This is a genomic window from Candidatus Blastococcus massiliensis AP3, assembly GCF_000582785.1.
Classification (GTDB): domain Bacteria; phylum Actinomycetota; class Actinomycetes; order Mycobacteriales; family Geodermatophilaceae; genus Blastococcus; species Blastococcus massiliensis.
Genome location: NZ_HG931173.1, coordinates 1,019,284 through 1,033,023, shown reverse-complemented (window position 1 = coordinate 1,033,023; position 13,740 = coordinate 1,019,284). Strand labels below are relative to the sequence as shown.

At 74.7% G+C, this 13,740-nt stretch carries 13 protein-coding genes; 5 read left to right on the top strand and 8 right to left on the bottom strand.

All coding sequences use genetic code 11. The features are described 5' to 3' along the window. Nucleotides 1-28 precede the first annotated feature (28 nt). Both BN344_RS05095 and BN344_RS05090 read right to left on the bottom strand, forming a co-directional pair. Complete coding sequence (locus BN344_RS05095; RefSeq protein WP_040337226.1) at nucleotides 29-1,693, bottom strand: SpoIIE family protein phosphatase; 1,665 nt, start codon at nucleotides 1,691-1,693, stop codon at nucleotides 29-31. Between the two features lie 108 nt (nucleotides 1,694-1,801). After that, nucleotides 1,802-2,920 carry a spore photoproduct lyase family protein gene (locus tag BN344_RS05090; protein WP_040337225.1) on the bottom strand — a complete coding sequence of 373 codons (1,119 nt, stop codon included), beginning with the start codon at nucleotides 2,918-2,920 and terminating at the stop codon, nucleotides 1,802-1,804. Between the two features lie 147 nt (nucleotides 2,921-3,067). Between BN344_RS05090 and BN344_RS05085 the strand changes: the two genes are divergently transcribed. Together BN344_RS05085 and BN344_RS05080 are read left to right on the top strand one after the other, a co-directional pair. Continuing rightward, the gene (locus BN344_RS05085) at nucleotides 3,068-4,252 is read left to right on the top strand and encodes a zinc-dependent alcohol dehydrogenase (RefSeq protein WP_040337224.1); all 1,185 of its coding nucleotides are present in this window, start codon (nucleotides 3,068-3,070) and stop codon (nucleotides 4,250-4,252) included. A gap of 37 nt (nucleotides 4,253-4,289) precedes the next feature. Next, nucleotides 4,290-5,054 (top strand): LamB/YcsF family protein, encoded by a 765-nt coding sequence (locus tag BN344_RS05080; RefSeq protein WP_040337223.1) that lies wholly within the window; start codon nucleotides 4,290-4,292, stop codon nucleotides 5,052-5,054. Nucleotides 5,055-5,057: 3 nt separating this feature from the next. Here the strand turns inward: BN344_RS05080 and BN344_RS05075 are convergent, their stop codons facing one another. Continuing rightward, nucleotides 5,058-5,780: a hypothetical protein gene (locus BN344_RS05075; RefSeq protein ID WP_040337222.1), complete on the bottom strand. Its 723-nt coding sequence runs from the start codon at nucleotides 5,778-5,780 to the stop codon at nucleotides 5,058-5,060. A gap of 77 nt (nucleotides 5,781-5,857) precedes the next feature. Here BN344_RS05075 and BN344_RS05070 point away from each other — a divergent pair, with 77 nt between their 5' ends. Both BN344_RS05070 and BN344_RS05065 read left to right on the top strand, forming a co-directional pair. Then, complete coding sequence (locus BN344_RS05070; protein WP_231486500.1) at nucleotides 5,858-6,487, top strand: 5-oxoprolinase subunit B family protein; 630 nt, start codon at nucleotides 5,858-5,860, stop codon at nucleotides 6,485-6,487. 1 nt (nucleotide 6,488) lies between these two features. Beyond that, a complete protein-coding gene (locus tag BN344_RS05065; RefSeq protein ID WP_040337220.1) occupies nucleotides 6,489-7,337 on the top strand; it encodes a 5-oxoprolinase subunit C family protein in 849 nt (282 codons plus the stop codon). Here the strand turns inward: BN344_RS05065 and BN344_RS05060 are convergent. The 4 genes from BN344_RS05060 to glgA form a co-directional block, all read right to left on the bottom strand. Continuing rightward, nucleotides 7,299-8,129 carry an ABC transporter ATP-binding protein gene (locus BN344_RS05060; RefSeq protein WP_040337978.1) on the bottom strand — a complete coding sequence of 277 codons (831 nt, stop codon included), beginning with the start codon at nucleotides 8,127-8,129 and terminating at the stop codon, nucleotides 7,299-7,301. The genes BN344_RS05065 and BN344_RS05060 overlap by 39 nt on opposite strands. Next, on the bottom strand, nucleotides 8,126-9,223 hold the full coding sequence (locus BN344_RS05055; protein WP_081788364.1) for a FecCD family ABC transporter permease: 1,098 nt from the start codon (nucleotides 9,221-9,223) through the stop codon (nucleotides 8,126-8,128). The genes BN344_RS05060 and BN344_RS05055 overlap by 4 nt, the downstream gene beginning before the upstream one ends. A 14-nt stretch (nucleotides 9,224-9,237) precedes the next feature. Beyond that, a complete protein-coding gene (locus BN344_RS05050; protein ID WP_040337219.1) occupies nucleotides 9,238-10,173 on the bottom strand; it encodes an ABC transporter substrate-binding protein in 936 nt (311 codons plus the stop codon). A 292-nt stretch (nucleotides 10,174-10,465) separates the two neighbouring features. Beyond that, nucleotides 10,466-11,638 (bottom strand): glycogen synthase, encoded by a 1,173-nt coding sequence (glgA, locus tag BN344_RS05045; protein ID WP_040337218.1) that lies wholly within the window; start codon nucleotides 11,636-11,638, stop codon nucleotides 10,466-10,468. 118 nt (nucleotides 11,639-11,756) lie between these two features. On the opposite strand from glgA, the gene glgC reads away from it, so the two are divergent. Then, entirely contained in the window at nucleotides 11,757-12,977 is a 1,221-nt protein-coding gene (gene glgC / locus BN344_RS05040; RefSeq protein ID WP_040337217.1) for a glucose-1-phosphate adenylyltransferase, read from the top strand. Between the two features lie 31 nt (nucleotides 12,978-13,008). Here glgC and BN344_RS05035 read toward each other — a convergent pair whose 3' ends face one another. Then, entirely contained in the window at nucleotides 13,009-13,665 is a 657-nt protein-coding gene (locus tag BN344_RS05035; RefSeq protein WP_040337976.1) for an O-methyltransferase, read from the bottom strand. Between the last annotated feature and the right edge of the window lie 75 nt (nucleotides 13,666-13,740).

Below are 13,740 nucleotides of genomic sequence, written 5' to 3'. Positions count from 1 at the left end.
AGCCGTGCCCTCGCGGCGACCGCGGTGGTCAGGCCGGGACGGTCAGGGCCAGCAGCGCCATGTCGTCGGCCTCGTGGCGGGAACCGGCCACCTGCTCCTCGACGGCCGCGGCGACCGCCGCGACGGCGCCCTCGGCCTCCGCGCAGCTCTCGTCCTCCAGCAGCCGTTGCAGCGTGTCCTCGCCGAACTGCTCGCCGGCGCCGTCGCGAGCCTCGGTGACCCCGTCGGTGTAGAGCAGCAGCGTGGAGCCCGGCGGGAGTTCGACGGTGTGGTCGGTGAAGACGGTGTCGGCGTCCACGCCGAGCGGTGCGGCCGGCCGGCCCAGGGCGCGGACCTCGCCGTCGGAGGTGCGGAGCAGGGGCGACGGGTGCCCGGCGATGCTGATGCCGATGCGACGCCCGTCCGGGCCGCTCTCCAGCACGAGGCAGGCGGCGGTGACGAACCGGAGCGGTCCGGCGCCCTGCTCCCGCAGGAGCGCGGTGTTGACCGCGGCCAGCACCGCGGCCGGGCAGCCGGCGGCCGACGCGGCGCGCGCGGTGTGCCGGGTCAGCGCTGTCAGGGCCGCCGCCTCCGCGCCGGTGCCGCACACGTCGGCGATCAGCGCCATCCACCGCCCGTCGGGCAGCGGCATCACGTCGTAGGTGTCGCCGCCCACCAGGGACGCGCCGCCGCCGGCCCGGTAGTGCGCGGCCAGCTCCACGCCGGGGATGTCGGGCAGGTGCGACGGCAGCAGGCTGCGCTGCAGCGTCTCGGCCAGGGACCGGATCTCGGAGGCGGCACGCAGCCGGTCGAGGAACTGGCCGATCTGGCGGCCGGCGTGCGCCAGCACCTCGATCAGCTCCGGCGGCACGATGCGACGGGGGCGGGAGAACAGCTCGCAGACGCCCAGGACGGTCTCCCCGCGGAGCACCGGGAAGGCCACGCCGGTGCGGACGTCGTCGCTGCGCGCGGCCTCCTGGCGCAGGAAACGGGGGTCGCTCCAGAGGTCCTCGATCACGACCGGCGCGCGCTGCTGCCGGACCAGGCCGGGCAGCCCCTCACCGCGGCCGAAGGTGCGGCGGGTCTCGCCGCGCAGCGCCGGCACCTCCACGTCACGCGCCGTCCAGGTGCCGGCATGCACCAGCCGGCCGCTGTGCTCGTCGGCCTCCCACAGCACCGCGGCGTCCCAGTCGAGCTCGGTGCAGAGCGTGGGAAGCAGCCGCTGGAACGCGACGTCGGCGTCCGCGGCCTCCGTGAGCGCCGCGGTCACCCGGAGGGTGGCCGTCAGGTAGCGGCTGACCTGGAGCTGCCGCTCGAGCAGGATCGTGGTGCTCGCGTCCCGCAGCACGCAGACCACCGAGCGCTCCTCGGGCGCGGCCCCGGGGAAGGGCTCCAGCCGGGCCACCGTGAGGTCCACCGTGACCTCGTGGCCGGCGGCGTGCAGCACGGGCAGCTGCGTCGTCCGTCCCAGCAGCTCGCCCTGCCCGGTGCTCACCGGGCGCAGGGCGCGGCCGTCGACACCGGACTGGAACCGCGCCGGCAGTGCCCTGGTGAGCGGACGGCCGATGAGTTCCGCGGGGTCGTGGCCGAGCAGCGTGCGGATGGCCGGGTTGGCATAGGTGACGCGCCCCTGGACGTCGGCCACGACGACGGCGTCGGGGAGGGCGTCGAGGAGGTGCTCCGCGGGGACCGCCGACAGGCGCCCCAGGTCCATCGGCACCGTGCCCCCTGCAGTCGATCGGTCACTACGTGTGCAACTTTGTCACACGAATCGTTACCTTCGGAACCCACCGCGGACGGTTTTCGACCGGACCCGAGCCGATCAGAAGGCGTAGCGGATGCGCAGCCAGGGCGCGTGCCGCCCGACGAGTCGTTGCAGTCGCTGTACGCCGTCCCGCTTGACGTCGGTGCGGTAGCGGACGTTGTCCTGCCCGTTCTGGCTGCGCTTGGGCTGCTGCAGCTCCGGCCGCCACAGCAACTCCTCGGCCTTCGGGTGCCAGCCGAGGTTGACCTCGTGCAGGTCGCGGTTGTGGGTGAGCAGGATGACCTCGGCGGCGGCCTGCGCCTTCGAGGCGGCGGACAGCTCGTCGTCCAGTCGCTGTAACAACGCAGCCCAGGCGGCCTCCCAGCCGTCGCGGAGAACGACCGGCGACAGGTTGAGATGCACCTCGTAGCCGGCCGCGACGAAGTCGTCGACCGCCGCGATCCGCTCGGCGACCCGGCTGGTGCGGACGTCGAGCAGCTGCGCGTCGTCCTCCGGCAGGACGGAGAACCGGATGCGGGTGCGGCCGGCCGGATCGAGGTCGAGCAGTTGCCGGTTGACGTACTTCGTCGCGAAGGAGGCCTTGGCGGTCGGCAGCTCCCGGAAGGTGGCGATCAGGTCGGCCACGTTGTCGCTGACCAGCGCGTCGACCGAGCAGTCGCTGTTCTCGCCCAGGTCGTAGACCCAGCTGTCCGGATCCGCCTGGTCCGGCTCGGGCTTGACCCCCTGGCGGGCGACGTGCCGCCGCAGGTAGCCGGTGATCTGCTCGATGTTGGTGAAGACGGTGACCGGGTTGGCGTAGCCCTTGCGCCGGGGGACGTAGCAGTACGCGCACGCCATCGCGCAGCCGTTGGCGGTCGAGGGAGCGATCCAGTTCGCCGACCGGCCGTTGGGCCGGGCCGACAGCGACTTCTTGACACCGAGGACGAGGGTCTCGGTCTTGACCCGCACCCACCGCTCGACGTTGCCCTCGTTGCCGTGCAGCTCGGGGATCTGCCAGTGCGACGGCACCTCGACGATCTCCGCGCCGGGGAAGCGGCCCAGCACCTGCCGGCCGCGCGGGCTGTCCACGGCGGCGGGCTCGGCGTAGATGCGCCTCACCTGCAGCAGCCGGTTCGGGGGTGCAGGGGCGGGGGCCGGCTCGGGATCGAAGAGGGTGAGCGGCTCGACCGGTGCCATGCCAGGTGCAGCAGGCAGCCGACGGAGCGCATTCCGGTAGCTGACGTGGGTCCGGTGCCGGTTTCGCCACACCCGGCCCGGGCACTGCGACCCCGTGGCGATCGTGCGCCGACGGCGGCGCGTACGCACAGGACGAACGGGAGCCCCATGAAGGCAGTGACCTGGCACGGACAGCGGGACGTACGCGTCGAGGAGGTGCCCGACCCGTTCGTGCAGGAGCCGACGGACGCCGTCATCCGCGTCACGACGTCCAACATCTGCGGTTCGGACCTGCACCTCTACGAGCCGCTGTCGCCGTTCATGGGGGTCGGCAACATCCTCGGCCACGAGAACATGGGCCAGGTCGTGGAGGTCGGCTCGGCGGTGACCGACCTGAAGGTCGGCGACCGTGTCTCGATCCCGTTCCAGATCTCCTGCGGGCACTGCTGGATGTGCCGGCAGCAGCTCTACACGCAGTGCGAGACGACCCAGGTGCGCGAGCACGGCACGGGCGCGGCGCTGTTCGGCTTCTCCAAGCTCTACGGCGAGGTGGCCGGTGGCCAGGCCGAGTACCTGCGGGTGCCGCAGGCGCAGTTCACGCACATCCGGTTGCCGGAGGGGCCGGCCGACGACCGGTTCGCCTACCTCTCGGACATCCTCCCCACCGCCTGGCAGGGCGTGGAGTACGCCGCCGTCCCCGAGGGCGGGACGCTCGTCGTCCTGGGCCTCGGCCCGATCGGCGATTTCGCCTGCCGCATCGCCCAGCACAAGGGGTTCCGCGTGATCGGGGTCGACCTGGTGCCCGAGCGGCTGGAGCGGGTGCGCGCCCGCGGCATCGAGGTGGTGGACCTCGACGAGGTCGACGAGATCGGGAACGCGATCCGGGACATGACCGGAGGCCGCGGCCCCGACTCGGTGCTCGACGCCGTCGGCATGGAGGCCCACGGGTCGCCGGCCACGAGCTTCATCCAGAAGGCGGCCGGTCTGCTGCCGAAGGCGGTCTCCGCGCCGATCATGGAGCACGCCGGCGTCGACCGGCTCAACGCGCTCTACTCGGCGATCGACATCGTCCGCCGCGGCGGCACCATCTCGCTGTCGGGCGTCTACGGCGGAGCGGCCGACCCGATGCCGCTGATGACCATGTTCGACAAGCAGATCCAGCTGCGCATGGGTCAGTGCAACATCAAGCGCTGGATCCCGGAGATCATGCCGCTGCTCACCGACGACGACCCGCTGGGCTGCGACACGTTCGCCACCCACCGGGTGCCGCTGTCCGAGGCGCCGGAGATGTACCGCAAGTTCCAGAAGAAGGAAGACGGCGTCGTGAAGGTGCAGCTCAAGCCGGAGCTCTGAGCCGGTCTGCTCACCGGCGCAGTGCGAGACTGCGCCGGTGAGCACCTCCGTCGACCTCAACGCCGACCTCGGCGAGGGCTTCGGCGTCTGGCGGCTGGGTGACGACGAGGCGCTGCTCGACGTCGTCACCAGCGCCAACGTGGCCTGCGGCTTCCACGCCGGCGACCCGACGACGATGCGCCGCGTCTGCGGTGGCGCCGCCGCCGCCGGGGTCACCGTGGGCGCCCAGGTCTCCTACCGCGACCTCGCCGGGTTCGGCCGCCGCTTCATCGACGTCGCGCCCGCCGAGCTCGCCGACGACGTGCTCTACCAGGTGGCGGCGCTGGACGGCGTCGCGCGCGCGGCCGGGAGCCGGGTCCGCTACGTCAAGCCGCACGGCGCTCTGTACAACGCGACCGTCACCCACATGGGGCAGGCGCGTGCCGTGGTCGACGCCGTCGTGGCGTACGACCCCGCCCTGCCCGTGCTCGGGCTGCCCGGGTCGGTGCTGCTGCGGGTCGCGGCCGAGGCCGGCCTCCCGACGGTGGCCGAGGGCTTCGCCGACCGCGGGTACGCGCCCGACGGCAGCCTGGTGCCTCGCGGCGAGCCCGGCGCCCTCGTCCAGGATCCGGCGGCGGTCGCCGCGCGGGCGGTGCGGATGGCCGTCGAGGGGACGGTCGTGGCCGTCGACGGCAGCACGGTGCCGGCACAGGTGGAGTCGGTCTGCGTGCACGGGGACACCCCGGGGGCCGTCGAGCTGGCGCGGGCGGTGCGCGCGGCGCTCGAGGCCGCCGGCGTGACGCCGGCGTCGTTCGCCGGCTGAGACTCAGGCCCCGAGGTCGCCGGCGCGCAGCCGACCGGCCAGCAGGTCGGCTGCCACCTCGTCGACCGGAACGCCGAGCACGTAGGCCCGGGCCCGCAGCAGCGCCAGCGCCGTCGCCGGGGCGAGCGCCAGTTCGGCGGCGACCTTGTCCACCGACTCCCAGACGGCGCCCCGGGCCCGCGGGGTGGGCCCGTGCAGCCAGTCCGGGCCGCGGTCGGCCGGCCAGGTCGACCAGACGGCCGCCTCGCTGAGCGCGGAGCCGACCAGTTCGCCGACGGCCAGCGCCTCGAAGACGTCGAGCGCCGGGACGTCCGCCGACCGCCGGAAGAAGAAGTCGATGGCCGCCGATCCGCTGAACCCGAGGTCGAGGGGGAGCGCCACGACCGCCCGGTACGGGGTCTCGCGGTGCAGCAGGCCTCCGAACACCGGCCAGCGACGGAGCAGGTCGTCCTCGACGGCGAACACCGGTTCGCGCGTGCTCTCGGCCCAGGCGCACGGTCCCGTGCCGACGGTGAACTGCAGCCGCTCGGCCAGGACGGCCTCGTCGGGCGCGGCGCCCAGCGGCACCCGGTGCCGGCCGGCGTCGCGCAGGCTGAGTCCGGCTCCGTCGACCGGCAGCATGCCGACGCAGGCCCACGCCAGCCGGACCGGTAACTGCTCCGCACCCGCCAGGTGTGGATCGTCGACGGCGGCCAGCGCGTGGGCGAAGCGCCCGGCGATGGTCATCCGTCAGGGATGCCCCGGGAGGTGGCGGGTACGCCTCCCCTGGGTCACGGACCCCGTGCATGCCCGATCATGACGCCGTGACGAGCGGCGGGGCAGGCATGCGGGTGCTGCCGTACGGCGACCGGGCCCTGCTGGTGGAGGTGGGCGACCTGGCCGCGGTGGCCGGACTCCGAGCGGCGCTCGACCGTGCGCCGCTGCCCGGCCAGCGGGAGCTGGTGCCGGCCGCCCGCACGGTGCTCGTCCTCCTGGACCGGGCGCCGACCGACCTCGACGTCGCCACGCTGCGCCGGCTGCCCCTCGAGGCAGCGGGACCCGAGGACGCCGCCGCGCTCGTCACCCTGCCGGTCGTCTTCGACGGGCCCGACCTGACCGAGGTCGCCGACCTGGCGGGACGCAGCGTGCCCGCGCTGGTGCGCGAGCTGACGGCCGCCGAGCTGACCGTGGCCTTCAGCGGGTTCGCGCCCGGGTTCGGCTACCTCGCCGGCCTGCCGACCGACCTGCACGTCCCGCGCCGGGCGACGCCGCGCACGCGGGTGCCGGCGGGCTCGGTGGCGCTGGCCGGGCCGTTCGCCGGTGTCTACCCGCGCGCCTCGCCCGGTGGCTGGCAACTGGTCGGCCGGACCGACGCCGTCCTCTTCGACGTCGACCGCGAGCCGCCCGCCCTGCTGGTGCCGGGTGTGCGGGTGCGCTTCCGCGAGGTGGGCTGAGGTGCTGACCGTGCTGGCCCCCGGGCCGCTCACGACGGTGCAGGACCGCGGCCGACCCGGCCACGCCGCCATCGGGGTGACCCGGTCGGGTGCCGCCGACTCCGTCGCCGCCGGCCTGGCCACCAGGCTGGTCGGCAACCGGCCGGGGGCGGCGTTGCTCGAGGTCACCGCCGGTGGGCTGCGCCTTCGGGCGGGGCGCACCCTGCTGGTGGCCGTGACGGGTGCGCCCGCGCCGGTGGAGGTCGACGGCCGGCCGGCTCCCTTCGCCGCTCCGATGACGCTGCGCGCGGGGTCGGTGCTGGCGCTGGGGCGCCCCCCGCGTGGCCTGCGGTCCTACGTCGCGGTCCGCGGTGGCATCGGCGTCGCGCCGGTGCTCGGCTCGCGCAGCACCGACACGCTCTCCGGGCTCGGCCCGCCGCCGGTGGCCGCCGGCACGCTGCTGCCGATCGGGGACCTGGCGGGGGAGGAGCCGTTCGTCGACGTCGCCCCGGTGGGACTCCCGCCCGAGGAGCCGGTGCTGCGGGTGGTGCCGGGACCACGGCGGGACTGGCTGGCCGACACCGCCTGGACCGCGCTGACCACGCGCGGGTGGGGTGTCGGCGCGGACAGCGACCGGGTCGGCCTGCGGCTCGAGGGGCCACGGCTGGACCGCGCGCGGGACGGCGAACTGCCCAGCGAGGGTCTGGTGCCCGGCGCGCTGCAGGTGCCGCCCGACGGCGCTCCGGTGCTGTTCCTCGCCGACCACCCGGTGACCGGCGGCTACCCGGTGCTCGCCGTCGTCGTCACCGCGGACCTGCCGCTGGCGGCGCAGCTACGCCCCGGCGACCCGGTGCGGTTCCGCCCGGCCTGACCGAACCGGCAGCACGGCGAGGCCGTCGGGGCCGGTGACCACCTGGGCGCGGGCGCCGTAGTGCGCCGCCAGCGCGGCCGGCGTGAGCACCTCCGCGGGTGGGCCCTCGGCGGCCACCCGGCCGCCGGCGAGCAGGGTGAGGCGGTCGGCGTACTGCCCGGCGAGCGTGAGGTCGTGCAGCGTGCTCACCACCGTGAGCCCCTCCTCGCGGCGCAGCCGGTCGAGCAGGTCGAGCACCTGCTGGGCGTGGCCCAGGTCGAGCGCCGCGGTCGGCTCGTCGAGGAACAGCACCCGGGGCCGCTGGGCCAGTGCCCGGGCCAGGACGGCGCGCTGCTGCTCGCCGCCGGAGAGGGTGACCACGAGCCGGTCGGCCATGGACTCCAGACCGAGCCGTCGCATCACGTCGTCGACGATGGCCCGGTCGATGCCGCGGGGTGCGGAGAGGAGAGGGCGGTGGGGGGTGCGGCCGAGGGTCACGTAGTCGCGGGTGCTGATGCCCTCGGGCAGCACCGGCTTCTGGGGCGCGTAGGCCAGCAGCCGGGCGCGGCGGCGACGGGGCATGCCGGTGGCCGGGACGCCGTCGATGCGCACCTGGCCCTCGTGGCGCTGCAGCCCGAGCACCGACCGCAGCAGCGTCGACTTGCCCGAGCCGTTCGGGCCGATGATGGCGAGCCAGCCGCCCGGCTCGACGGTGAACCGCACCGAGTCGAGCACCTGGGTCCGGCCGTAGCCCGCGCTCAGGCCGACGACCTCGACCCGGGCGCCGCCGGTCGGGGGGAGCTGATCGGTCATCGCCGCCGCGCCCCCGACCACAGCAGGCCCGCGAAGAACGGTGCGCCGACGAAGGCGGTGACGACGCCGATCGGCAGCTCGGCCGGCGCGAGGAGCACCCGGGCGATGAGGTCGGCCAGCACGAGGAACGCCCCGCCGACCAGGAGCGACAGCGGCAGGACGCGGGTGTAGGAGCCTCCGGCGAGGCGCCGCACGATGTGCGGCACGACCAGTCCCACGAAGCCGATGAGGCCGCTGACGGCCACCGCCGACGCGGTGGCGAGCGAGGCGGCGAGGATGACCAGCAGCCGCAGTCGTCCGGGGTGCACGCCCAGCGAGCCGGCCTCGTCGTCCCCCAGGGAGAGCACGTCGAGCGCCCGGCCGCAGAAGAGCAGGACCCCGCACGAGACGCCGAGATAGGGCAGCACCATCCCGATGTCGGACCACTGCGAGCTGCCCAGCTGGCCGATCATCCAGCCGTAGATCGCGCGCAGGTCGTCGGTGTTCTGCTGCTGGACCAGGCTCTGCGCGGCCGACAGGAAGGCGGCGACCGCGATGCCGGCGAGCAGCAGCGTGGGGCCGTGCGAGCCACCGGAGACGGTGCCGAGCGCCAGGGCGCAGAACACGCCGAAGAGCGCCCCGGCGAAGGCGGCCAGCGGGACGACGCCCACCGGGCCGATCGACTGGACGGGGGAGTAGGCGATGGTCAGGGTCGCGCCCAGCCCCGCCCCGGCTGCCGCACCGAGGAGGTAGGGATCGGCGAGCGGGTTGCGGAACACGCCCTGGTAGCCGGCGCCCGCGACGGCCAGCGCCGCCCCGACGAGCACGGCCAGCACCACCCGCGGCAGGCGCAGCTGCAGCAGCACCGCCGCCTGGGTGCCCTCCAGCCCGCCGCGGACCTCGATGCCCAGGGGGTCGAGCGCCCGGTCCAGCAGGGTGAGGACGACGCCGCCGGGAGCCAGCGGCACCGCCCCCACCCAGATGCCGGCGAGCGCGGCGGCCACCAGCGCGAGGCCGGCGGAGCCGAACACCGCGAGGGCGGACCGCCGGGGACGCACCGCGCCCGGCCCGGCCGTGGTGCGGCCGGACCGGGTGCGGTGGACGGTGGTGCTCATCGGGGGACTGCTCCTCAGCCCTGCAGGACCTCGGCGACGAGCTCGGCGAAGTCCGCGACGCGGGGGCCCCAGCGCGACACGACGTCGTCGTCGGCCTCGATGATCCGCTGCTCGGTGACCGCGGGGACGGTGTCGAACGCCGGTCGCTGCGCGACCGTCTCGGCGCTCTCCCCGCAGCACTGGACGTCGGCCAGCACGATGATGTCCGGCGCCTGCTCGACGACGAACTCCGCCGACAGCTGCGGGTAGCCGCCGCTGGGGTCCGGGGCGCCGTCGGCGATGTTCTCCAGGCCGAACAGGCTGTAGATGCTGCCGATGTAGGTGCTGCTGTCCGCGGTGTAGAGGCTCGGGTCGAGCTCGTGGTAGACGCTCAGCCCCGTTACGTCCGAGGACACCGACGCGACGGCGGCCTCGATCCTGTCCTGCACCTCGGCGACGGTGTCGGCGGCCTCCTCGGCGTGACCGGTGGCCTCGCCGAGCAGCTCCAGCTGCGCGTAGGTGTCGTCGAGCTCCGCGGCCGCGCCGAGCAGCAGCACCGGGACGTCGAGGGCCTCCAGGGAGCCGACGATCCCGTTGATGTCGTCGCTGAGCACGACGAGGTCGGGGTCGTAGCCGACGATCGCCTCGGCGTTCGGGGTGAAGGACGCCAGGTCCGTCGTCGGCACGTCGGCCGGGTAGTCGGAGTTGCTGTCGACGGCCGCGACCTGGTCGCCCGCGCCGATCGCGTACAGCATCTCGGTGGCGGTGGGGGACATGGAGACGATGGCCTCGGGCCGCTCGTCGATCGTCACCTCGCCGTTGTCGGCCGTGACGGTGACGGGGAAGCCGTCCGCCGACGACGAGGACGCCGCGGCCTCCTCGTCGCCGTCGGAACCGCCGCACGCCGTGAGGGCGAGCAGCAGGGCCGTCAGGAGGGCCAGGAGGGCGGTGGGGGACAGCCGCCGGGGCACGCGCGACGTCGACCGCGCCGCGCGGGAATGGGTGCCGAACAAGAGAAGTGCCTCCAGTGGAGGCGGCGAGCGTCGCTCACGAGCTGACCCGACGCCCGATGCGCGACCCTTGCCGCGAGGGTCGGTTGCATGGCCCAGAGCAGGCGATCTGGCTGGGTTCCCCCCGAACGTCTCGGGGTGACCATCACAGTTGCGGGACAGCGCCGGAATCGCACCGGACTTCGCTGCTGCTGTGCCGCCGGCGCACGGGCCGGCGCCGGAAAGGTACCACCGGGATCCAGGAGCGCGGTTCTCAGGAGCGGGCGGCCAGCACGCTCGCGTAGACCTCGACGGTCTGCCGGGCGATCGCCGGCCAGCCGAACTCGGCGAGCACCCGCTCGCGGCCGGCCGCGCCCATCTGCGCGGCGCGGCCGGGATCGTCGAGCAGGTCGGTCATCCGCGCGGCGAGCCCGCCGGCGAAGGCGACGGCGTCCTCCGGGTCGTAAGGCACGAGCAGGCCCGTGCGCCCGTCGTCGACGACCTCCGGGATGCCGCCGACGGCGCTGGCGACGACGGCGGTGCCGCACGCCGCGGCCTCGAGGTTGACGATGCCCAGCGGTTCGTACACCGACGGCACGACGAAGACGGTGGCGCCGGTGATCAGCGGGACGAGCTGCTCGCGCGGCAGCATCTCCTCGATCCAGACCACGCCCTCCCGGCGGGCCTGCAGCGCCGCGACGGCGTCGGCCACCTCCTGGCGCTCCGCGGGGGTGTCGGCGGCCCCGGCGCAGAGGACCAGCCCGGCGTCGGGCGGCAGCTGTTCGGCGGCGGCCAGCAGGTGCGGCAGGCCCTTCTGGCGGGTGATCCGCCCGACGAACAGCGCGTAGGGGCGGCCGGGGTCCACGCCCAGTGCGCGCACGGTGTCCGGCGCCTCCACCGGCCGGTAGGCCTCGGCGTCGACCCCGTTGCGCACCACGTGCACGCGGGCCGGGTCGAGGTCGGGGTAGACAGCGAGGACGTCGTCGCGCATGCCGGCGCTGACCGCGACCACCGCGTCGGCGGCGAGGTACGCCGTCCGCTCGGCCCACGACGACAGCCGGTAGCCACCACCCAGCTGCTCGGCCTTCCACGGGCGGCGCGGCTCGAGCGAGTGCGCCGTGACGACGTGCGGGATGCCGTGGACCAGGCCGGCGAGCAGGCCGGCGGTGTTGGCGTACCAGGTGTGGCTGTGCACCAGGTCGGCCCCGTCGAGCGCCGCGGCGATGCCGACGTCCACCCCGATCGCCTGCAGGGCGCCGTTGACCCCGCGCAGCCCGTCGGGGACGTCGTGGGCGGTGGCGTCGTCGCGCGGACCCCCGAAGCAGTGCACGTCGATGTCCGGCCCGCCGGGGAGGGACCGCATCGCTGCGACGAGGTGCTCGACGTGGACGCCGGCGCCGCCGTACACGTCCGGCGGCCACTCGCGGGTCACGATGCCGATGCGCACGCAGGTCAGAGTAGAAGGACGTCCCCTGCGGCACCCCTCGTGCGCCCGGCGTTGCCCCGGTGGGGTGGTCGTGGGGTTTCGAGGAGTGGCCGCGACGGGCGGGGGATACGTTGCGGACATGCGCGGCGGTCCTCGGGTTCTCGGCATCGTCCTGGCGGGCGGTGAGGGGAAGCGGCTGTCGCCGCTCACCCAGGACCGCGCCAAGCCGGCGGTGCCCTTCGGCGGCAACTACCGCCTCATCGACTTCGTGCTGTCGAACATGGTCAACGGCGACATCCGGCAGATCGCCGTCCTCACGCAGTACAAGAGCCACAGCCTGGACCGGCACATCACGACGACCTGGCGGATGTCCCAGCTGCTCGGCGGCTACATCACCCCGGTGCCGGCGCAGCAGCGGCTGGGGCCGCGCTGGTACACCGGCAGCGCCGACGCGATCTTCCAGAGCCTCAACCTGATCTACGACGAGCGCCCGGAGATCGTGGTCGTGTTCGGCGCCGACCACGTCTACCGCATGGACCCGCGGCAGATGATCGACCAGCACCTGCAGACCGGTGCCGGCGTCACCATCGCGGGGCTCCGGGTGCCGCGCCGCGAGGCGACGGAGTTCGGCGTCATCGACGCGGCCGCGGACGGCAGGGTGCGGGGCTTCCTGGAGAAGCCGGCCGACCCGCCGGGCCTGCCGGACTCGCCCGAGGAGAGCTTCGCCTCCATGGGCAACTACGTGTTCACGACCGACGCCCTGCTCGAGGCGCTGCGCACCGATGCCGCCGACGACGACTCCGCGCACGACATGGGCGGCTCGATCATGCCGATGCTGGCTGCTGCCGGTGAGGCGTGGGTCTACGACTTCTCCACCAACGTCGTCCCAGGTGCGACCGAGCGCGACCACGGCTACTGGCGCGACGTGGGGACGATCGACTCCTACTACGACGCGCACATGGATCTGGTCTCGGTCACACCGGTCTTCAACCTCTACAACGACCGGTGGCCGATCTACACGCTGCCGCCCCAGCTGCCGCCGGCGAAGTTCGTCCTGGGTGGGCGGGCGGAGGAGTCGATGGTGAGCGCCGGCGCGATCATCGGCGGCGGCTCGGTGCACAACTCGGTCATCTCGCCCGGCGTCCGCGTCGAGCGCGGCGCCCGCGTCGAGGGCAGCGTGGTCATGAACGGCGCGTTCATCGGCGAGGGCGCGATCGTCCGCCGGGCGATCCTCGACAAGAACGTCGTCGTCCCGGCGGGAGCCCGCATCGGCGTGGAGCCCGATCTCGACCGGGAGCGCTACGACGTCAGCGCCGGCGGCGTGACCGTGCTCGGCAAGGGCGCCCGAGCCCTCCCGTAGCCAGGGCCGTCATGGCCACGATGGCGCCGTTCTAGGCGCGTTTCGTGGCGACCAGGAGGCCCGCCCCGATGGGGAGGACGGCCGGCAGCAGCGACTCGTCCTCGCGCACCGTCCGGGCCACCTCCCGCCAGGCGACCGACTGCGGGTCGCGGGCGGTGCGGTCGGCGATCCGGCCCTCGGTGAGCAGTCCGTGGCACACCAGCGTGCCGCCGGTGCGCACCAGGCCGAGGACGGCGTCGAGCTGGGCGGCGTACTCCCGGGGCGGGCCCGCGCACACGACCATGTCGTAGGCGCCAGGGGACAGCCGCGGGAGCACCTCGGCCGGCGTGCCGAAGATCAGCCGGGCCCGGCCCGCCGGCACCCCGGCCGCGGCGAAGGCCGCGCGGGCGGCGCGCAGTTGCTCGGGGTCGCCGTCCAGGGCGGTGAGCACCCCGTCGAGCTGCATGCCGCGCAGCAGCCACAGTCCGGTCAGGCCGCCACCGCTGCCGATCGAGACGACGGAACGCGCCTGGACGCCGGCGGCCAGGACGGCCAGGGTGGCCCCCGCTGCGGGCTCGATCGGGGGAGGACCCGGCAGCCGTGCGGCGCGGTTGCGGGCCTCGGTCATCTCGGCCGTCTCCGCGGCGAACCGGTCGGCGTAGGCGGCGCCCTCCGAGCCGCTCCCCGGCGGCGGTGGGTGGGCGCTCATCACCGGCCGAGGGTAGTGGTCCGGCCCCGGCGGAGGGCGCCGGACGCTCGGGGAGGCGGGCCGCGCTGTGAGTTC